The following is a 21516-nucleotide window of genomic DNA, read 5'->3' as shown; positions in this document are numbered from 1 at the left end:
TGAAAAAAAGGAAAATTTTTTTCAAAAAAGGTATTGTATAAATTCATAAAGTATATTAATCTATATATATCATAGATTATGTGAATAAATTCACAAGCATATAACAGCTTCTAAGATAAAACATATTTTTTTCGGTTATAATGTGAATGTTTTCACAAACTTGCACTTACACTTTGATAGGAGCGGACGTTGGATGAAAAAACCACATATTGTTATCCTTGGCGGCGGCTATGGCGGCCTTGTAACGGACAAAAAAATTGAAAAGCTGATTCGTACGGGCGAAGCGGACGTAACGTTAATCAATAAGCACGAGTATCATTATATTACCACTCAGCTTCATAAAGCAGGAGTTGGCACGGCCCGCGACCGGAAACTCGCTCTTTCCATCCCTGAACTGATCAATCCGGAAAAAACCCGCTTTATGATAGGAACGGTCTCATCCGTTGATCCCTCTGGACAAAAGGTATTCCTTGAATCTGGCGAAACGATTGCCTATGATTACCTTGTTGTGGCCCTTGGTTTTGAAGTGGCGACGTTCGGAATCCCGGGAATCAAGGAACATGCCTTTGAAATCAGGAGTTTCCGCAGTTCAAAAGCGATCTACTATCAAGTGATTAAGCAGCTTCAGTTATATAAAGAAGACAACGATTCTTCCCGTCTTACGTTTATTGTGGCAGGAGGCGGTTTTACAGGCATTGAAATGATGGGTGAGCTTGGCGAAGGGCTTCCAAAGCTTTGCAAGGAATACGATGTTCCTTTTGACAAGGTTAAAATTTACGGCATTGAAGCCGCTGATTCACTGATTCCTTTCTTTGGAAAGGAACTGATTGACTTCACAAATATGGTAATGGAAAAACATGATATTCAAATCCTTACCTCAACAAAAATTTCCGGACTTACGGAAGATAAAGTCATACTTGAAAGCGGTGTGGAGATTCCAACCAGGACATTGATATGGTCTTGCGGAGTAAAAGCAAATTCAATCCTTGAGAAATTCAACCTTCCTCTTGTACGGGGAAAGTTACCTGTTGGAAAAGACCTTCGCGTGAAAGGATACTCAAATATTTTCTGTGTAGGTGACTGTGCCCTGTTCATGAAGGATGAAAAGAATGCGCTGCCTCCAACTGCACAGGTTGCCATGCAGCAGGCAGACATTTGCGGAGCGAATATAGTAGCTGCCATCCGAGGCACAGAAATGAAGAACTTTGAATATCACCATAAAGGTTCCGTCGCTTCAATCGGTGACCGTGCCGCTGTCGGCATTGTCGGCCCGCTTAAAATTTCCGGCTGGTTTGCAGCGGTTATGAAACGAGTGGTTGAAAACCGGTATTTGTTTGTCCTTGGCGGACCCGCGCTTGTTATAAAACAAACACTCTTTCTTAACCGTGAACCGATTAAGGCAACTGCAAAACAACATTAAGTACTAATCTTACATTATTTATTACGGGAGAGGGAATCCCCCCAATTCCCTTCCCTGTTATATATCTCTGTCTCAACGGAGCATGGCATTCCCCCGAAACCTTCCCTTGATGCCATGCTGCACCTACCCCCACTGCCCTTCCATTATGGAAGGGCTTTTACTATGAGGAATATCTCTACGTAAGCCTTTGCAATTTACTGATTGTTCTTTCCCTTTGAGTATATTTGCATACGTTCTCCATTGAGAAGCCATGCGGATATAACTGTTTTTAGCCGCTAATCTTCCTTTAATTAAAAAGTCGTAATATAATCCAATTCGTGTGATTTTTAATTGAATGGAGACGACTTGCTTGAGCTTAAATAAAAATGAAAAACTTAGTATATATCACGGCCTTGCTTCAACTGTTTCAACTACTGCGGTCAATGGCTATATTCCACTATTCGCGCTAAGTGTCCTTGGTGCCAGTAATGAGCAGATGGGATTAATTACATCGCTGCCTTCAATTGTAGCCATGCTTGCTCTTATACCGGGAGCATTATGGCTGAACAAAGCCAGAAGCAAAAAGAACTTTGCAGTTATGTCAACCTTTGCGACCCGACTTATGTTTATGCTGATTTTGTTTATTCCGTTTGTGGATCAACCGTATGCCGCATGGCTGTTAGTCTTCTTAATCGCCGCTTTGAATTTTCCCGGCGCTTTGTCCGGGTTATCGTGGCAAACCTTGATTGGTGATTTGGTACCAGAAAAACGCCGAGGTGATTTCTTCAGCACCCGCAACCGCTTGACCACCATCGCTGCAATGGCGGTAACCTTTTTAACCGGCTTTTTTATTGAGAGATATGCAACAGACGATGCGTTCCCTTTTCAGGTTTTATTTGTATTTGGATTTTTGTTTGCTCTTGTAGAAGTCTACTATTTATATAAACATAATGACTCACCGGCAGTCCCGGCGAAGCCTGAAAAAAATCTGGCCAAACGGAATTTTTCTTTGGACGTGTTCCGCCATAAACCGTTTCTTTCTTTTTTGATTTGTGCGATCATCTTCAATATTGGGGCGCAAATGGCCTGGTCCCTTTTCAGCATATACCATATCCGCGAGGCCAATGCAACAGCACTTTGGTTCAGCTTTTTCTCTGTCACGAATCAATTTGCGCAAATCATCAGTGTCAAATGGTGGGCAAAGGCCGCCGACAAACACGGGAATACAATGGTGCTCTTTATCGGTGCAGCAGGTATGGCGACTGCGCCGATTTTAACGATGCTGTCAACCAACCTGTATTATCTTACAGCTCTTAATTTCTGGATTGGATTGTTTGTTTCTGGTACGAACCTGCTGCTGTTCAACCAATTGCTTAAAGCGACTCCTGAGTTGAACCGGGCAACCTATCTGGCAAACTATCAATTCATCCTGGCCATTATCGGATTCATTGCGCCACAATTGGGGGTTTACCTGCTCGGCCAATTTGGAATGTTCTCAGCTATGGCCATCAGTTCAGTTGTACGGTTAATCGCTGGCTGTTCCTTCCTGTTAGTCGCGATTAAATTTGAAAAAAGAAAGCAGCCTGCAGAGGCTGTATAAACACAAAAAGCCAGTGAGGCAACCATAAGCTTCACTGGCTTTTTTATTGTACAGGGCTATTATTTTTTGAAAAAGGCTGTGAAACATTATCTGTGAAACAAGAAAAACCGGGGCGTGCCTGGCACTGTTCGCATTTTAACCCTACTTCCACTCCAAGAACTCGAGCCGGTTTCCAAAAGGGTCGCTTGCGTAAAAGCGCTTGGCACCTGGCAAATCGTCATCTTCAATTACTTCAATCTCTTGCCCTCTTAGATGGTCTTTCAGTTCTTCCAAGTTTTGAATTTCAAACGCAGGATGTGCTTTTTTAGCAGGGATAAACGATTCTTCCACTCCGATATGAAGTTGGACACTTCCTGTCTGGAACCAGGCCCCGCCTCTTTTTTTCAATACCGGAGGTTTTTCAATTTCCGAAAACCCGAGAATATCTCCGTAAAAACGGCGAGCCTCCTCTTCACTGCCTGTTGGTGCAGCTAGCTGCACATGGTCAATTGCCTTAAATTCAAATTTCACTTCCCATTCCCCCTTTATCAAGACTAGTATAGGCCGAACAGCTTAATATGGAAATGACTAAATTATTTATTATTTCTATAAGGCAGGCTTATTGTTAAAAAAAGAATCCACTACTTCTTTAAAAATATGGAACAGATCTGGCACTTCATCCGGCTCCAGTCCACTGAACGCTTTCTTGGCAATGCTTGTATAATACCATTGCTGCTTGTCCCGGCCTCTTTTAAAAAAGGTCCACACTTCATCACCGAAAGTCTCATAATCCTTTATGAGTGCTTTAAGATTGTCCAGCTTGTCGGCAACAATAATTGCCCTCACGCTGACAGGAGCTTCTGCAACGAATTCAATCGTATGCTGCTTCCGTTCTTCCCAGCTGAGCTGTTTATTTTCGGTATTCGCCATGACCAGCTCGGATACGTCCAAGCCAAATTCAGCAAGAAGGTCTTCTCTAGTAACCGCGGTGTCCTCAACTGTGTCGTGCAGATAGCCGGCCATCACCACTTCATCAGAAAAACCTGATTCATCCAAAATATGGCCGACCGCTACAGGATGCATGATATAAGGGTAACCTGTGCCCTTCCTTGTTTGTCCTTCATGGGCCTTGCTTGCAAAAAGGAGTGCTTTTGCCTTCGACATCTTCCATTCTCCCTTTCTACATGTAATAGGCATTTACAACCATTCCATTTTTTGCGTCGATAAAGATTTCTTCCCCGCCGTCCTCAAATATATGCGCGAGGACGTATCCGCCAGCAAGTGGCGAATAAATCACTTTCGTTGCCTTATATTTTATCGATTTGCCAGTTTCCTTGGCAGCGATCTCGATTGCTTCGTCTTTTTTAATGTTTTCTTCAGGCGTAAATGAGAAAAATTCAGGACCGAGTGGGATCGAGTCTGCCCTTAACTCGGAAAACTCACCAGTTTTAAGATCGACTATTACAGTGTTCTTCAATTCATATTGAAAAAAGAATTCGTACCCATCCACGACAGGAATAAAATCAAAATAACCTTGATCCTGAATGCCATTGAACCCTTCCCGGTAATCTAGTTTAAAATTAGTTCTTTCACCGTATTGACGTTCCAAAATACCCCTCGCATTTTCTTCCAACTCTGTATAATCGATACTATTTAAAGATTTCTGTTCAGTTTCACTATGGGAAGAAGCATCAAGGATATACCCAGTAAAACTGTTAATTTTCCCATTGACAGTTAGCCCCTTATTCTCCAGTTTGAAACCGTACAGGACAGGCTGGCCAACCTCTTGTTTAAGTTCAAGCTTTCCATTATTAAATCCAAGTATATCTCTAATCCTATCTTCAAGTTCAGCCTGGCTTAGCAAGTCTGCTTCTGAGGAAACCATGTGATGGCGGTTATAAAAATAAAGAGTTTTATTAATCTTTGCAATTTGCTTTGAGAATTTCTCTACATCCACTAATTCAAAATATGAACTATTACCATGGTGAAAAAGGCGGTACTGGGTTTCAATCTCCTTATGAAGACTTTTGATGTTTATTTTAAGTTCTGCCATCGCCTGCCTATCTGTTTCATCCTGCAAGCCAAGCTCCTGCCTTTTTACGAGAGTATTGACCATTCTCTGAAGTCCGCTCGTTTCAACAAAGAGCCAACTATCATCAAGCTTTTTCTTCTCGAGCCAATTTAAGTTGTCTGTAAACTCATTTAATTTCTCTTGTAAGTAGCTTAGCTGATAGGAGGTAAAAGCATTCATCTCTTGTGGGTGTTCAGTAATGAAGGTTAGGTCCTCACTGTATCGGTAAACGTCATGAAAGCGATCTGCAATTTCCTGCCTATTATCAATATAGCGATTGATGACTGATACCATGATAATCAACGCAAGGGCAGCAGCCAAGATCCGCATCCAAATGAGCTTGATTTTTAAGCGGATTTTGTCATCGAGTGAATCGGGTACCTTTTCTTCCAAATACTGACCCTCTGCAATGTCTTCGGAAAAACCTGTTCCTTCTGTATAAATCCTGCTGCAGCTTGGACAACTCCCGAGATGCTCCTTGATAGCAAGCCGTGTTTCCGGCCTAAGTTCATCCTCCATATATAAAGGATACAAATCCTCAACAACCGGACATTCCAATTTCAATTTACGTCACCTCCCCATCAAAATAAAGCTTTCTGAATTTCTTTTTGGCCCGATGAAGGCCGACTTTGATGTTCCCTTCTGTCAGGCCAAGTACCACAGCCATCTCGGCTATCGAAAATCCGTGAGAACGGAGTGTCAGAAGTGTTCTTTCCTGCTCAGACAGCTGGAGGAGCGTTTCCGTAACCGCCATTTGGACATCGGCATTTTCATAGCTGCCTGCGGCTTCACGTTCAGGATCTGCAAATGACAGCTCGTATCTTGTGGAAGCTTTTTTCACATTGTTTAAATATGTATTCCGGGCAATCCTGAACAGCCATGTTTTAAGTGAGGCCTCCCCTCGATAACTCTTTAAACCCTTGAACGCCTTAATGAAGGTATCGTGGGTCAACTCTTCGGCGACTGAACGGTTACGGCACATCGCGCAAAGGAAATTGTATACCGGCTTTTTGTATTGTTCATAGAGCTCTTCCAGCGGATCAGCCATTCCGTTCTCCCCTCTCACCCCTACTGACAATATAGATTCGAAAAGGTTACATTCAAAATTACTATTTTTTCAGAACTCTAGTTGTGAAATATTTCTTGTGTATCAAGAAAAACCGGGGCGTGCCTGGCACCGTTCGCATTTTCAGAAAAAAATGTGCAGCCCACTTCGGCTGGACTGCACAACATATCCTATTAAGTTATGAAAGCGGAACTTGCTTTTGTACTTCTTCGGCTGCAAGAGCAAGTGCAGCCTTGGAAATTAATCCGAAAATCGAGTAATCGGGCCTTAAGCCAAGCTTCCCAAGAAGTGGTGCTATTTTTTCAAGCGGGGCACCGCCAAGCATCTCTTCAAAATCGGCTTTGTTAAAGTCTGCAAACCCGTGTCCGCTAACGCCCTGATGGCGAAGGTCAAGGAATTTGCTAAAGGACGGTTCTTTAAAGAATAAATACAACATTGCAAAATACTCATCTCTGCCCGAAAGCTTATCAAGGCCGACTGAACCACCCGGGCGAATAATCACGCCAGGACGGCCGTTTAACCGGTAAATTTCCTGTTCGAGCACCTTCAAATAGCGGTGATAATGCTTGGTTAGCCTCTCATTGGCGGGAATTCTAAGAAAGTATTCAGCATCCCTCCGGATTTGAAATTGCTTTTGGTCATCATAAATTGCCCAATTAATATCCCAGCCGAGCGCATAAAGGAGGGTTTCCTCTGCGAGCCGGTAATACAGGACAACAAAATCGACTAAGTTATTATCCTTATAAAGCAGCTCCGCATAGTTGAACAAGTAGGTAATAAACGCACGCTGATCCTTTCTTTGAACTTTCCTGAATTCCACAATGAAAGCTATTTCGCTGGCCGCTTCTTCGGGGTCAATATGTTCGAGAGTTTCAGTAAGATTTGTCCAATAGCTTTCCGTCTTCAACCCATTCAAGGTAAAATCGAATTGCCGCAACCCCTGGGCCAGTTCGAGCATCTGGGTGATTTTTCGGTTTTTAAATCTTCCCGTTGCCAGCTTCCCTGCGGCTCTGTAGTTCCCTGATTGAAGAAGCTGATGCAAATGGTGAAATACATTTAGATCTTTCGATGGCATTCCGTCATTTTTATTAAAAATTATAGGATTTAATTTGGTTTTCGATGGGAATCTCTGCATCACTTTTAAGGCGAGCATATGGGCAAAGGCCTGGTCGGAAAAATCAATCGTAAAGATTGCAATCGATTCATATCGATTTTTAATCGATGCCGCAAATTGTTCAGCCCAGTTTCGTTCTTCTTCAATTGATTCAAATGGAATGGGGATGCTTGTTTTCCCTGTCCCATCAGCTTCACCGGAATAGAGAATCCATGTTTCTGTGTCTTTCATAGTGGAAAAATGGCGTTGCTTCAAGTTGTCTTTTAAGACGATATGCATGTTTGTCATCGGGCCACCGCATCCTTCCAGGCCAACCTTTGGCTCATTGCTAACAGCGCCTTATTGATTTCTTCAATATTCTCATCCATTTCCAATCCTAATTCCCTTAACATTAAACTGGAATCGATTATAAATCTCTTTTTGGCGCGTGAAATAGTCGTCCTGGATGTCCCAAAATATGACTGCCAGGCAACATCATTGTCAATGCCACTCCTGCCATGCCCGATAAAGCTCTGATTCCGTCCCTGCAGAAGCTTCGCAACATTCAGGCTTTTTAAGTAAAAATACGTTCCATAATGGCTATCGATTTCCCGCTTTGTGTACATTTCCTCCATTTTCTCAATTACTTGATATATGGAAGAATACGCACCCTTTTTATGAGGGAATCCTGCCTTCTGCTTATATTCAATTAAATAATGAAGGATAGCCTCACGCGCCCGGTAAAAACGAATAAGGAATGAAACCATATCATCAAGTTCCAGATAGACATCAAGGTGGCGATACAGTTCCAGTATCCTCTCCAAATCACGCTCTTCCGGGTCGTCTGAAAGCAGCCGTCCAAGAATTTCTTTTGTCTTAATCAATACTTCACCCTCGCCGGCAAGTGGACCAGCATCCATCAAAGCAAGGCGCGCATCTTCAAAATTAAAATTCATCCGATGAATCATCAGCTTTAACATGCTGGAAACCGAAAGTTTGACAGCTGATTCCTCCAGCTCATCAAGAAGCTCGTATGCAGCCATATAATCATAATCGAGAATAAATGATTGAAATTCACTTAGCCAGTCTGAACCTTGCGGAACAATGACAGCCTGCTCTACGAAAGCTTGTCCGTTTTTAAAATAGACAGCAGCATAGCGGTTTTCAAACAGCCTGATTCCTTCCTGGAATACAAGATCGAATAGTCTTCCATGTCCCATACCTGTCAGTTGTGCAAAAATTCCAAACGGGTATCGCTTGGAAATCAAATGTACTATCCTGCTTACCTCAGATTGGTCTCCTCCATTTTTGTTTGCCTTCGGTGTGACTGCTTCAACTTCCCATCCTTCTGGAAGCAGGCTCTGAATCTCCTGTTCAAGCTCCTGGTGGATCTGGTATATTTCATTTGGTGTAAATCCGTTATGTATTTCCTGCCAAACAACCAGAGTGCCCGTTTCCTGCCCAAGCAGGGAAAGGCACTCTCCTGCCTTCACAGCCAAATTGGTTATTTTTTCTCTATTAAACATCCAAACCACGCCACTATTGCGGCCGTCTTGCCTCATAATCGTCCCGTCGAGCACCAATTGCGGAACGAGTTGTAATTCTGTAGCCAATCCTTCCACTCCCGCTGTAATTCTTTTTTAAAAATTATACCACACGAGCCCGGGCGTTTTGGTTAATTTCTCCACTAGCAGGATGTCGCCAGTAATCACGGATCAGCATGCCGATGACCTAATCAATAAAAGGCCATCCCCTCCTAACTGCTCCCTGCAGCCGAATTGGGATAGCCTTATCTGAAATCTCTATGGTTGGTATTTTGCATGAAGCGATAGTTAAAATTCCTTGGCAAGGCTCTTAGCGCGATTGATGGCATCCTGTTTGATTTCTTCTGCTCTGTCAGGATACTGGTTATGGCCTTCGACGAATAATCCGTCAAAATCTTTTATTCCAAAAAACTGCATAACAACGCTGAGGTAGCGGTGGCCCATTTCCAATGCTGCGGCAGGTCCCTCGGTATAGATTCCGCCTCTTGCCTGAATATGTAAAGCTTTTTTTTCGCCAAGCAGTCCAACCGGTCCTTGCTCGGTGTATTTGAAGGTTTTTCCTGCTACACATATAGAATCAATATATGCCTTCATGACTGGCGGGAAAGAAAAGTTCCAAAGAGGAGTGACAAAGACATATTTGTCAGATGCTACAAACTGGTCAACTAATTCACCGAGCCTTGTAACTTTCCGCTTTTCCTCGTCCGACAATTGGTCAAATGAAGAACCTGAACGGAGCTTTCCCCAGCCACTGAACACGTCAACATCAATTTGCGGGATATCCTCTTTATACAAGTCCAGATAAATTACCTCATCGTTTGGGTTTGCCTCCCTGTATGCTTCAACGAATGCTTTTCCGACCGCCATACTATAAGATACAGTATCGTCATGCGGATGTGCGGTGATGTATAAAACTTGTGCCATGTACTAATCCTACCCTTCCAATATGTTCGACTTGTTTAACCCGACTCAATGGTCAGTACGCCTCCTTTGTCGGCTGCTTTCCCTAGAGTCCCGATTGGTTCATCTAACCATCAGAAGAAAACCGCCACTGATGGAAGATTCACTTTATCTTTCCTCATTTTTGGAAGGATAAACCTGAACTAAGTAAAATTAGTACACATCTTTATTCATGAATACATAGAACGATACAAACATAGCTGCTGCCCACCAGGCAAGCAATACGGCAAGCGAGAATGACAAAGTCATGCCTTCAATAGGAGGAGCTGTCCCATTCATATAATCTGTCAGGCGCAGATTGACCATAAAGAAATATTTGGCCGATTCCCACGAAGATACCATATTGCTTAAAATGGCACCCGAAATTAGTGCCGCCAGCATGATTCCCATTCCGGCTGCGGTACTCCTGATTAGTACGGACAGCATGAAAGATAGCGTTCCAACAACGATCGCCACGAACCAGACAAGGCCAAATTCCATCAACAAATACTGCCACTGGTCAACAAGCCTGACCCCGGAAGTATCCAATGTCGAGCCTGAAGCTGTGAAACCGGTCAGGACCGGAGCAGTCCAGCCTTTAAAACCGAATACTAAACCGGATATCCCATACGAGAGAATCCCCATAAAACCAACAATGACTGAAACAGATAAACATAAAGTAATGTATTTACTCAACAATACCCGCCATCGCCGGACGGGCCGAGTCAACAATAGTTTGATTGAGCCCTGGCTATGTTCCGAGGATACAAGGTCGCTTGCGATGACCATCACCATCAACGGCAGGAACAAGTCAATTGAGTTTTCAATGAACATCCGCATAAAGGTCGGTGCCCCAGGCTCAGAGGGATTGATGTTGTGGTCGAGGTAATATTGCTGCTGCTGGAGCCTGATTTGCAGCTCGTTTTTCCACTCATCACTGATCCGGTTTGATGACAGGCGGTTTTGCGTATCAATAATTTGCTGCTGGAGAATTGTTTTCCAGTCGGTTGTCCCCATCCGTTTCCGCTGGGTCTCAACCTCCTTCATCTGTGCATAAGTGAACATTGCTACAAGGATTGCAATGATAGCCGCAATAATAAGCAGCCTTCTCTTTGCCAGAAGCTTGAGCATCTCGTTATAGACAAGTTTAGTCAATCGTGTCACCCCCTGTCAGCTCCAGGAACAGGTCTTCGAGCACCGGCATTTTCCTGTTCATTTCCGAAACCTCGACGCCAGACTGGACAAGTTTTCGGTTCCAGTCCGCCGCTTTTTCCGGGCTGTATTCGGTTAAAATTGTCCCGTCACCGCGGACCTCAATAGTAGTCAAGCCGCCGAGAATGTGTTTGCCTTCCTCAAGAGGTGAAAGCTTCCAAACAATTCTTTCACGGTTTCCGAGCAGCTTCTCTACCGAATCTGTTTTAATAACAGTTCCCTTCGAAATGATGGCGACACGGTCGCAGAGGAGCTGAATCTCACTCAATAGATGGCTAGAGACTAACACACTTAACCCTTCCTTCTCTGCCAGAAAGCGGATAAATTCCCTCATCTCGCGTATACCGGCCGGGTCAAGTCCATTGGTTGGTTCATCCAAAATCAGGACGCTTGGGCTGCCGAGGAGTGCCTGGGCAATGCCAAGCCGCTGGCGCATTCCAAGCGAATATGTTTTCACCTTGTCATTTATCCGCTCTTTCAAACCGACTAGCTCTGTTACCTCAGCAATCCGTTCCGAGCCAATTCCGTCAATCATCCTCGCAAAATGGGCAAGATTATCGTAGCCCGACAGATATGGATAAAGCTCCGGGTTCTCTACTATACAGCCCATATTCCGCATCGCCTTAGAAAAATCTTTTTGAATGTCGTAGCCGCAAACCGAGATTGATCCCGATGTCGGCTTAATCAGCCCGACAAGCATACGGATTGTTGTCGTTTTGCCAGCCCCATTCGGGCCGAGGAAACCGAACACCTCACCCTGGCGGAGTTCAAACGAGATTCCCTTAATAATTTCCTTTTTGCCGATTCTTTTTTTCAAATCCTTGACTGAAAGGGTTACACTGCCCATTATTCCTCCCCCTCCCACTTCACCAATGCCGAAACCCGGTCGGCTATCAATTTATAGCCCTCTGTGTTCGGGTGGAATTTATCGGTATACAAATAATCGTTTACATTCAATTCAAACAGGTCAAAGGTCGGCACAAAAACAACCTTGTCAAATCCGGTAGCTAGCTCTGCTGTTGCAAAATTCCAGCCTCTGATGATCGCTGACATTTCCTTGCCTTCCTCAAATTCAATGAAGGGATTATAAAGACCGATTAAAAAAATCGTCGCATCATTGTTAACAGACCTTATTTGTGTAAGAATTGTACTGGCATTGGCAAGATAGTCTTTTTGGATGTTCCCACTATTGTTGGACTCAAAATCAACTAGCCCCTGTCCACTGCGGAACAAATCGTTTCCGCCAATTGTAATCAGCACGATATCCGCCTGCGACAGCTGCCGCTGAACTTCCGCCTGCTTCACCTGCTCCGCTAGCTGTGCGGAACGCTGGCCGTTTATACCGAGATTAACGAGCGTGGCATCCTCATCCAATCGCTCTTTCAGGCTGTCCATCAGATAGCCGACATACCCCCTGCCAGCTGCATCACCAGAGCCCCTTGTGAGAGAGTCTCCCATTGCAACGAGCTTGAGCTCATCCTTGTCCTGTTTTGCAGCCGGGGCTTCTGCTTCCGGTTTAGCCATTTCCCTGCCGCCATTTCCCCCTCCATAGTAATCAGCAACCGCCCATGCCAAGCCGCCAAACCATAGCGCGAAAAAAAGGGCCGAAGCAATAGTCCAAATCCAAACCGTCCTTTTTCCCAAAAAAACCATTCCTTTCAAAATACTTCCTATTTCTATATTTAACCATACAACTAGGCTGTTTTAAAATGCGGAAGCTTAGGGGCGTTAGGAATGTTCTGCACTCTGAAATCGAAGGAGATTTTTTAAAAAATTGACCGAAGCTAAAAAGTTGATAGGCGGAAGCATTCAAAAAAAGAAAAGCTCCCGATTCGCCGGAAGCTCCTTTTAAAAATAAAAAGGCTCCGAATCAACGGAAGCCTTATCTTAATAGGTCAATAAACTTGCGCCCGAGGTAGACTGCTGCCAGCAGGAACAACAAGACGATGCAGCTGTATATCAGGATTTTCTTAATTTCAATGCTATAAAGTTCCCATCCCGGCCCTGCAAGGTTGCCGACCAGAATGAAGGCCGATGACCATATGAACGCTCCGGTAACGGTACAAACTACATAGATTCTAGGCGGAAATTTGGTGATGCCCGCAAAAAATCCAATGGCATGCCTCGCCCCAGGAACAAAGAAAACGAGAATTAATAATTTGTTTCCGTATTTTACAAACCAGTTTGCGATTTTCTCCAATGAAGATACATTTAAATATATATAATGTCCATATTTTGTTACAAACTTAAGGCCAAGTTTTTTACCTATCCAATAATTCGTGATCATTCCGGCAAATGTGCCAGCTGTTGCAAACGTAATCGTTATGAGCCAGTGAAGCTCGCCAGTAAACGTCAAATAGCCCGAGTAGCCTAGAAGGGCTTCCAATGGTATTGGCAATATAATCATTCCAAAAGCCATTGAAAAGAAAAGGAACAGATACCCGTATTCATTCATGAATGTTACCGCGTGTTGCATGAGTCCCTTCCCCCTTGATGTTTATCTATAGGACAACATTTTAACTATATTCTTATTTGTAAATTCTGACAAGGGAAAATTATTCCTTTGTTGAGACTGGCATTCCTAACTTGTACATTGTATGCTTGATGGGTCCGGGATAGGCATAAAGTTTGCCTATACGGACATTGGTTTAATTCCTCAGTTGCAGAGGAAAGATAGATGTATAGAACAACAGAGTTAGGAGTGGCATTATGAGAAAAGGATTTATGGGGATTGGCCTGGTCGTTATCGGCATCATCGTGGTTCTCGGATTTATGCTGATGTCCAGTTATAACAACTTTGTCAACGCAGAGGAAAATGTTGACCAGGCATACGCACAAATTGAAAACCAGCTGCAGCGTAGGCTGGATTTAATACCAAACTTAGTGAACACAGTTAAAGGTTACGCTGAACATGAACGAGAAACAATCGAGGCGATTTCGGATGCACGTGCAAGGCTTGCCGGTGCCCGTACTCCAGAGGAAGAGGCAACTGCAAACGCTGAGCTGTCCGGTGCCTTGAGCCGATTGCTTGTTGTTGTAGAAAATTATCCAAACCTGAAGGCAGATGCCCAGTTCCGCCAGCTGATGGACGAGCTGGCCGGTACAGAGAACCGGATAGCCGTTGCCCGAAAGGATTATAATGATCAAGTTTCCGCTTATAACAGAAAGGTAAAACGGTTCCCAGGTGCAATTGTCGCAGGAATAACCGGCTTTGATGAGAAGGAATATTTCCGTGCCGATCCGCGTTCCCAGGAAGCTCCTGAGGTGGACTTTGGAGGCAACGGATAATGATACGCAGGAAGGCCGCTGGCATACTTGCGCTGCTGGTCCTTCTCCTGGTTGGAAGCGCAACTATACTGGCTGCCGAGGAAATTCCAGCGCCGCGTGGAGATATCTACGTTCAGGACGTTGCGGATGTATTGAGCCCAGCCGAAGAACAGCAGATCCGCGGCTGGGGCAGACAAATTCAGAGCGGCGCGGCCGGTGCCCAAATCGCGGTCCTGACAGTTGATACAATTGGCGGGCGTGATATTGAAGGCTATGCAAACGAAGCGTTCAGGAAATACCGGCTTGGCCAGGCGGGCGAAGATAATGGCATTTTGCTCGTTTTGGCCATGCAGGAAAAGCGAATCCGGATAGAGGTCGGCTACGGCCTTGAAGGCATTATCCCGGATGGAAAAGCAGGCAGGATCCTCGATAGTTACGCGATCCCTTCCCTGCAGGCCGGCCGCCCAAATGAAGCGGTTATGAACACCTATCAGGCTCTGGCATACGAAGTCATGGACAGCTTTGATGCTAGCAGCAATCCGATTCCGCAGCCAATTTCAGTTGGCCAGGGCGAGGATACTGGTATGCCGAATTGGTTGTTCATTTTACTGATAGCTGGCCTTATTATTTTGGATATGGTGTTTTTCAGAGGAACTTTCACTTTCCTGATTCTGTCCATGATCGGCCGTGGCGGCGGTGGCGGCGGCGGATCGATTGGCGGTGGAGGCGGATCATCTGGTGGAGGCGGTGCAAGCCGGGGATGGTAAGATTTGTGGTTTGGCTGTCCAAAGCGGGCAGCCTTATTTTATAGCAAAAGCAGGGCTGCCGGATATAGGCAGCCCTTGTTTATCGTATAGACGGACCGTTAACGGAAATTTCCATTGTCATAATCCTGTTCTCTTAAGATGCCCATTTCTTTAATGTGCCTCCTCGTATCGGCATCGCCAAGCCGATATAAAATTGCGTAAATAGTTTCCATCGTTGTATCGTATTCCGCATTTTCATTTTCAGAGAAAGTGTGATACTCCTGTGCAGGCAAATGCGTTCTGGCATACCCTTTTAAATCTGCCTTGTAATTTTCCTCAAACAGGTCTCTCAAGTCCTGAATCTCATCCTCGTCCGCTATGATCGTAAACGTATTTTCCGGAGTTGGTTCCTTCGTAATCTCACCAGATTTAATATCAACAAAATACAATTGCTTGTCTTCCATACGATCAGCTCCTGTTCCACATTCTATGCTGTACATTTACCACTTTGATGGAATTTCTAACCTTTTTGGAAGTGTATGGTGTCTTTTTTGTCAGGGAGTGAATACCGAATAAGGGAGGGTTGATGGTAGATACGGCCTTTCTTGGTGCCTGTGGTTGGGAGGTTCATGGAGGTGAGGAGGTTATAAATTTTTTTGAAACTTTCAATTTGGAGAAAATCTTGGGCTTGTCTGTTAGTAATTTACGGTGAAATCAGCAAGAAGTAGTCTTCTATTGCCTGATTGCAGACATCTTTAGAAACTTTATTGCAGTTTTTGCAGAACCATTTCCGTCTGAACTGTACAACCGGTATATAATCGCAAAACAAGCATTGTGGACCGAGTTTTATATCCTTATATGAGAGTGAAAACATTTTGAGGACATCTTGCCTATGTGGTGTGTGTTCCGATAGCATTTTGTCTTTTAACATGTTTAAGCAAGATTCGTCTAAATATAACCGTTTATACTTCCTTTCTAGCTCTTCCACTTTTTCTACTAAGCGAATGGAGTGAATTACCTTCTGATGGGCTTCAAAGTAGTTTGGATCAGACTTAAGCTTTGCGGCTGAATTGCTCATAACAACTAAAAATTCAAGGGGTATGTCAGGGAAATGATTTTGTCGTAGCCAATTCTTTAATTGCAAAAGCTGAAGCTTGGCCTGAGAAATTGGATTCGGGTAGATGTTGATTTTCCCATCCTTGTCTTGTGTGACCTGGCTAAAGTTCTTCTCGAAGCTTATCTCTCCTGCCCAGGTTTTAACTTCGAGAATCAGTGCAAAGAAAGGGGTAACAAGAAGAGTATCAATTTGAAAATGGATACCATTAACTTTTAACCGAATCCCTTTAAAAATCATGAATTTTTCTTGCTTTAAATACTTAAGGTAAAAGTCAACGGCTTTCTCACCATTATACCCGGCACTATATGTTCTATATGATTCTTCAACCTCCATTCTCTTATAATGTGTCTTTGGAAGTCTCCTTAATAACGCCTCCAACATTAATAGGATTAAAGGTACAGCTCTTTCTAATACTACCAATATGCATTCCTCCTCTTTTTTACGATAATTTCTGCCTGCCCACCCTCTATCCCTGCATTCATTTATGTTTAAATGTTACAAAATTAAGTACCTTTTAGGGTGATAACGGTTATCGCCCGTTTTGACCACTTTATCGCCCTGAATGAACTTTTTTTATCCCTCAATCCCAGTTATTTCACCCTTAAGGAAATATATATCGCTCCTATTCACAATTCCGACATATCCTGGCCGCGCGCGAATACTGCCAAGCCAATGAAAACACATTTATAAATATCTTTCTTCTATCCAGAGATCTAGAGGACCCCCCATTCACACTCGAAGAAATTTTATCGCCCGTTTTGACCACTTTATCGCCCTGAATGAACTTTTTTTATCCCTCAATCACAGTTATTTTACCCTTAACGAAATATATATCGCCCTTATTCACAATTCCGACATATCCCGGCCGCGCGCGAATACTGCCAAGCCAATGAAAACACATTTATAAAAATCTATCTTCTACCCAGAGACCAGAAGGACCACCCTTTCACCCCCGCATAAATTTTATCGCCCCTTTTGACAACTTTATCGCCCTGAATGAACTTTTTTTATCCCTCAATCACAAATATTTCACCCTCAACGAAGAATATATCGCCCCTATTCACAATTCCGACATATCCCGGCCGCGCGCGAATACTGCCAAGCCAATGAAAACACACCTATAAAAATTTATCTTCTACCCAGCGACCAGGAGGACCACCCTTTCACCCCCGCATAAATTTTATCGCCCGTTTTGACAACTTTATCGCCCTGAATGAACTTTTTTTATCCCTCAATCCCAGTTATTTCACCCTCAACGAAAAATATATCGCCCCTTTTCACAATTTCCGACACATCCACGCCACACACAAATAACCGCTACACCCTAAAAGGTGCAGCGGCCCATGAAACAATCTATCCCCCGGCACAGGCTGCCTCTCTTTTTCAAGGGAGGCAGCCTTTATTTTTCCAGCTAGTTTACCTAGCCAGGGGAATAGGGAAAACAATGGGTAGTCTAGGAATTTCGGAGGAGTCATATGTGGATCAATAAACCATTTTTCAGGTATGCAACAGCATTTATCCTGCTATTACTAATTATATTTCTTTTAGGAAAAATTGACTATTTCATCTGGCCATTCAAAAAGGTAATTGCAAGTGTGTTTTTCCCTTTGCTATTATCAGGGTTTCTTTATTATATTTTACGGCCGCCAGTCAGGCTCTTAGCGAAACACATTCCTATAACCCCGAGCATCCTTATTGTGTTTATCATCTTGTTCGGAATGGGTTACGCGTTTGTCCATTTTGCAGGTCCGTCAATAGCCGGGCAAGTGAAGCAAATTAGCAGCAACTTCCCTTCTAAAGTAGAAGAGCTGACAGACGAATCAAAGAAAATGGTGAAGGAAAACAAATCAGCCAGTGAGTCAGTTGATAAAATTAAGAAGAAAGCCGACACATTAACCGGCATGTTTTTCAAGGCGGCTGAAAAGAACCTTGGCACTGTTTTATCTGCCATAACCGGAATTGTGACCGTCCTGGCCGTTGTCCCGTTTATCCTCTTTTATTTACTAAGGGATGGCGGGAAGTTCCAGCCGGCATTACTGAGAATGATCCCTGAAGACAGGCAGGAGGAGGGTAAAACCATCCTCAGCGACATCGATAAGACGCTATCATCGTATATTGTCGGCCAGTTTATCATTGCTGTCGCTGATGGCGTCCTCCTGTATGCCGGATACTTGATGATCGGCCTCGATAACGCTCTTCTGCTCGCTTTGTTTGCGATGAGCGTCGCTGTCGTTCCATTTTTAGGGCCTATCATTGGCATTATACCAGCTGTCTTTATCGCATTAATGGACAGCCCGGCAATGGTTGTCAAGGTGCTGCTGGTTATGTTCGTCGTCCAGCAGCTTGAGGGCAACTTGATCACACCAAGAGTACTGGGGAAAAAACTTCATCTGCACCCGCTTACCGTTATATTCGTACTGCTCATTGCCGGTTCAGTCTACGGCTTTATTGGCATCCTAATCGCCGTGCCACTGTTTGCGGTTGTGAAAGTAACCTTTAACAATATAAGGGAGTTTTTCAACCTAAAGAAAATAAAAAGAGCGATTTAGGGAATATGCCATCTAGTTTCGGGTGCACCCGGAGGGCCTGGAAAAGACCGTATTTGACATTAGCTCGAGCCATGTATAAAAAGCCCGTCCAGCAATTTGGACGGGCTTTCTATTAATTCTTCCAGACGCGCTTGTTTTCAACCCGTTTGGTCAATCCGAGCGCATCAAGCCTTTCAAGGAATGGAATCATGTATTTTCTTGAAAGGCCCAGTGCCTCTTTGGCATCTCCAACTTCAAATTCAGCACCCGTTTTGGAACGGAGAGTTTCGACCGCTTCTTTAAAGATCTCGCCATCATAAGAGTACTGGTCATCAAGCGGGACAACTTGACCTGTTTCCTCAAGGAATCGCTTCAAATCCGCAGTAAGTGAGTCTGGAATCCCGGCACTTGTAAAATAATCGGCCAAATACCGGGTTTGCAGCGCGTCCTTTTTCAGGCTGTCAATTATCGAATCTGCGCGCTTTTGCCAGCTTTTCGGCACATGAGGTTCAAAATCAGCTAAGGATACAAATTGTCCTTTTCTGGCAAATGTTCCTTCACCGATGGCATGCTCAACCGTGAAATCAAGTAAATTCCGCGGGAAAGTTCTTGCCATGGATTGTAGCAGTTCTGCTTTGTTCAATCCTTGTTTCATCGAATGATTCGCATGGAAATCCCGGAGGCGGTCATACACGTCCTCCTCGATTGAATGGATGATGGACACCATCGTGTATTCCTTGCCGTTATAAAGACGGAACGCTTCATCCTTTAGCTCCTCGGACAGAATATCACTGTCCAGGGCGGTCCGTTTCATCAACTCATTAAAATCAAGGCTTTTGGCCTCATAGAGCGCCGCTGTAATCCGCCCCTTTGGTTTTCCAACCTTCTTTTTCTCAAGTTCCTCAATTGTTTCATTTCCGAAGCGATACTTATTTCCTCGTGGATCGATGACCCAGCCGCCGCCAATCGTTTCCTGAGGGCTTGGACGCCTCAATATGAAACGGTCGCCGCGTTTGGTCAGCACTTCCTCCTCAAGGCGCAGCTGGCAGAGGATTTCATCGGATTCCTCCTTCAGCTCATTTCTGTCAAAAAAGACAATCCGGCCCATTACTTCTGTCGTACCAATATGCAGCTTAATCGGCATCCGCTGTTTGACAAGGTAATCAAGGTCTTCGACGACCCTGAGAGCTACATCAAGAGTTTTGGAAACGATGAAATGTTCTGATGAAACCAGTACATCTCCCCGCTCCAAATCCTCTTTTGAAACGTTGGAGAGGTTGATGGCAACCCTTTGGCCGGCATATGCTTTCTCCGCCTGCTTGTGGTGGACCTGGAGCTGCCTCGCCCTTACCTCAACACCCTTTGGCATGATTTTCAGAGCCTGTCCTTCCTCAACGGTCCCTTCATAAACGGTTCCGCGGACGACGGTTCCCTGCCCTTTGACGGTAAACACCTGGTCAATTGGCAGCCTGAATGCACCGCGCGCATCCCGCATACCCTGCTCTTTTAAGGTTGAAATGATGAGTTGTTTCAATTCTTCTATGCCCTTTTTCGATAGGCTGTCAACGAGCATAAAGGGTGCATCCTCAAAGACTGTTCCTTCAAGCTCGCCGAGGATGTCGTCCTTTACCAGCTCAATAAACTCTTCTTCGACACGGTCGATTTTCGTAATCGCCACAATTCCGTTCCGGATGCCAAGAAAGCCAAGGATATCAAGATGCTCCCTTGTTTGCGGCATAACCCCTTCATCGGCGGCAACAACGAGGACAACAAGGTCGATCCCTGCTACACCAGCAATCATCTGGCGGATAAAACGCTCATGGCCCGGAACATCAATGACCGATATTTGGATTTCTTTATCTTCATATAACGGTGCAAAACCAAGTTCGATTGAGATTTGCCGTTCTTTTTCTTCCTTTAGCCTGTCCGTATCGACATTTGTCAGTGCTTTTGTGAGCGATGTTTTGCCATGGTCGATATGGCCGGCCATTCCAATTGTGAAAAACCTTTTTTCCAAGACTATGCCACCTTCTTCAAACTTCGTTACGTTTATTGTGAATGAAACCCGGCTTTTCTTCAAGGCATGAGTATAAACACTTTTTTTAAAAGGTTTACGTCTGGGACAGCAATGCCCCCAATGCACCGCAATATTCACCATTCTCGAGGAACTCAGCTTTGAGGTCCGCCATCTAACAATACACTTCCAGGTTTTCTTTTAGCAGGCTATTGGCAGAGAATACTCCTCCAGCAAACGTAATTTTGTTCATTGAGTGCGCTGCAGCAAATTGTGAGGCTAGCAAGAAAATGGTTTCGGCCACCATGTTGAATAGTGCAGCAACCAGATCTTCCTTGCTGGCATTTTCATTTTTCGCAAAGTTGGAGGCAGTGATTTCGCCAAGCAAAGGTTCGCTGCCATCACCGTAAATGTCTTTTACAAGCAAATCAGCATTCCGCCTGTCACCAATCGAGGCAAGCCTTGACAGCTCCGCAAAATCTCCAGTGCCAGCCAGGATCCGGCCAAGACCCACCAGAGTCCCGCCTCCCATCCCGGTTCCACCGAGCCGGTCACAGTCCCCTTCACCAACCAGCAATATTGACGTACCGGTTCCTACGTTTACCAAAAGAAAGGATGGATTCGTATCCTTTGAACGAAGAAAATGTGCTCCCTCACCGACAGCAGGGAACTCCATTGTTAACTCCGCTTCAGGGAAGAAGTTCCTTTTCACCCATTCTGCCCTTCCACCGGTAACAGCAATCCGTGCTCCGGGAGCAACAAGTTTCAGCCAGTTAAACAGTGCATCCGCCTCTTCATAGGCTGCTTTTCGATAATGCAGTTTGCCTCCTTCTTCATAAACGATTTTAATAAGAGTGCCTCCTGCATCTATTCCTATTACTCTATTTTTCATGTCACCCCTCCGCTCATTGTTTTTCCTATTATTATAAAGGTATTCTCTG

The 21516-nt window shown here is 44.4% G+C and carries 20 protein-coding genes; 5 read left to right on the top strand and 15 right to left on the bottom strand.

The annotated features are described in order from the left end of the window. Positions 1-193: 193 nt before the first annotated feature. Together A8F94_RS23200 and A8F94_RS23195 are read left to right on the top strand one after the other, a co-directional pair. Positions 194-1420: an NAD(P)/FAD-dependent oxidoreductase gene (locus A8F94_RS23200; protein ID WP_066206426.1), complete on the top strand. Its 1227-nt coding sequence runs from the start codon at positions 194-196 to the stop codon at positions 1418-1420. Positions 1421-1769: 349 nt separating this feature from the next. Beyond that, positions 1770-2999, top strand: a complete 1230-nt coding sequence (locus A8F94_RS23195) for an MFS transporter (RefSeq protein ID WP_139070166.1) — start codon at positions 1770-1772, stop codon at positions 2997-2999. A gap of 141 nt (positions 3000-3140) precedes the next feature. Here the strand turns inward: A8F94_RS23195 and A8F94_RS23190 are convergent, their stop codons facing one another. The 11 genes from A8F94_RS23190 to A8F94_RS23140 form a co-directional block, all read right to left on the bottom strand. Next, positions 3141-3509, bottom strand: coding sequence for a VOC family protein (locus tag A8F94_RS23190; RefSeq protein ID WP_066206420.1), 369 nt, complete (start codon positions 3507-3509; stop codon positions 3141-3143). Between the two features lie 75 nt (positions 3510-3584). Beyond that, complete coding sequence (locus A8F94_RS23185; protein ID WP_066206418.1) at positions 3585-4142, bottom strand: HD domain-containing protein; 558 nt, start codon at positions 4140-4142, stop codon at positions 3585-3587. Positions 4143-4158: 16 nt separating this feature from the next. Continuing rightward, positions 4159-5613 carry an anti-sigma factor gene (locus A8F94_RS23180; RefSeq protein WP_066206416.1) on the bottom strand — a complete coding sequence of 485 codons (1455 nt, stop codon included), beginning with the start codon at positions 5611-5613 and terminating at the stop codon, positions 4159-4161. Position 5614: 1 nt separating this feature from the next. Further along, positions 5615-6097, bottom strand: coding sequence for an RNA polymerase sigma factor (locus A8F94_RS23175; RefSeq protein ID WP_066206414.1), 483 nt, complete (start codon positions 6095-6097; stop codon positions 5615-5617). A gap of 196 nt (positions 6098-6293) precedes the next feature. Beyond that, on the bottom strand, positions 6294-7517 hold the full coding sequence (locus A8F94_RS23170) for a hypothetical protein (protein ID WP_066206412.1): 1224 nt from the start codon (positions 7515-7517) through the stop codon (positions 6294-6296). Continuing rightward, complete coding sequence (locus A8F94_RS23165) at positions 7514-8821, bottom strand: hypothetical protein (protein WP_066206409.1); 1308 nt, start codon at positions 8819-8821, stop codon at positions 7514-7516. The genes A8F94_RS23170 and A8F94_RS23165 overlap by 4 nt, the downstream gene beginning before the upstream one ends. A 219-nt stretch (positions 8822-9040) precedes the next feature. After that, the gene (locus A8F94_RS23160) at positions 9041-9676 is read right to left on the bottom strand and encodes an FMN-dependent NADH-azoreductase (protein WP_066206405.1); all 636 of its coding nucleotides are present in this window, start codon (positions 9674-9676) and stop codon (positions 9041-9043) included. Positions 9677-9865: 189 nt separating this feature from the next. Then, entirely contained in the window at positions 9866-10846 is a 981-nt protein-coding gene (locus tag A8F94_RS23155) for an ABC transporter permease (RefSeq protein WP_066206402.1), read from the bottom strand. Next, complete coding sequence (locus tag A8F94_RS23150; protein WP_066206399.1) at positions 10839-11750, bottom strand: ABC transporter ATP-binding protein; 912 nt, start codon at positions 11748-11750, stop codon at positions 10839-10841. Before A8F94_RS23150 ends, A8F94_RS23155 begins: the two co-directional genes overlap by 8 nt. Next, positions 11750-12547, bottom strand: coding sequence for an SGNH/GDSL hydrolase family protein (locus A8F94_RS23145; RefSeq protein WP_139070165.1), 798 nt, complete (start codon positions 12545-12547; stop codon positions 11750-11752). The genes A8F94_RS23150 and A8F94_RS23145 overlap by 1 nt, the downstream gene beginning before the upstream one ends. A gap of 238 nt (positions 12548-12785) precedes the next feature. Then, on the bottom strand, positions 12786-13379 hold the full coding sequence (locus A8F94_RS23140) for a DedA family protein (RefSeq protein ID WP_066206396.1): 594 nt from the start codon (positions 13377-13379) through the stop codon (positions 12786-12788). Between the two features lie 233 nt (positions 13380-13612). Here A8F94_RS23140 and A8F94_RS23135 point away from each other — a divergent pair, with 233 nt between their 5' ends. After that, positions 13613-14191, top strand: coding sequence for a LemA family protein (locus A8F94_RS23135; protein ID WP_066206393.1), 579 nt, complete (start codon positions 13613-13615; stop codon positions 14189-14191). Further along, the gene (locus tag A8F94_RS23130) at positions 14191-14937 is read left to right on the top strand and encodes a TPM domain-containing protein (protein WP_066206389.1); all 747 of its coding nucleotides are present in this window, start codon (positions 14191-14193) and stop codon (positions 14935-14937) included. The genes A8F94_RS23135 and A8F94_RS23130 overlap by 1 nt, the downstream gene beginning before the upstream one ends. A gap of 98 nt (positions 14938-15035) precedes the next feature. Here the strand turns inward: A8F94_RS23130 and A8F94_RS23125 are convergent, their stop codons facing one another. Together A8F94_RS23125 and A8F94_RS23120 are read right to left on the bottom strand one after the other, a co-directional pair. Then, the gene (locus A8F94_RS23125) at positions 15036-15380 is read right to left on the bottom strand and encodes a hypothetical protein (protein WP_066206386.1); all 345 of its coding nucleotides are present in this window, start codon (positions 15378-15380) and stop codon (positions 15036-15038) included. A gap of 239 nt (positions 15381-15619) precedes the next feature. Then, positions 15620-16453 carry a nuclease-related domain-containing protein gene (locus A8F94_RS23120; RefSeq protein ID WP_066206381.1) on the bottom strand — a complete coding sequence of 278 codons (834 nt, stop codon included), beginning with the start codon at positions 16451-16453 and terminating at the stop codon, positions 15620-15622. A gap of 1055 nt (positions 16454-17508) precedes the next feature. Here A8F94_RS23120 and A8F94_RS23115 point away from each other — a divergent pair. Next, entirely contained in the window at positions 17509-18582 is a 1074-nt protein-coding gene (locus A8F94_RS23115; protein ID WP_066206379.1) for an AI-2E family transporter, read from the top strand. A 112-nt stretch (positions 18583-18694) separates the two neighbouring features. Here A8F94_RS23115 and selB read toward each other — a convergent pair whose 3' ends face one another. Both selB and A8F94_RS23105 read right to left on the bottom strand, forming a co-directional pair. Continuing rightward, entirely contained in the window at positions 18695-20578 is a 1884-nt protein-coding gene (gene selB, locus A8F94_RS23110; RefSeq protein ID WP_302621327.1) for a selenocysteine-specific translation elongation factor, read from the bottom strand. A 172-nt stretch (positions 20579-20750) separates the two neighbouring features. Next, positions 20751-21467: a hypothetical protein gene (locus A8F94_RS23105; protein ID WP_077247882.1), complete on the bottom strand. Its 717-nt coding sequence runs from the start codon at positions 21465-21467 to the stop codon at positions 20751-20753. Positions 21468-21516 lie beyond the last annotated feature (49 nt).

The organism is Bacillus sp. FJAT-27225 (genome assembly GCF_001685025.1).
In the GTDB taxonomy this organism is placed as follows: Bacteria; Bacillota; Bacilli; order Bacillales; family Cytobacillaceae; genus Bacillus_D.
This window is presented reverse-complemented; position numbering and strand designations above follow the sequence as displayed.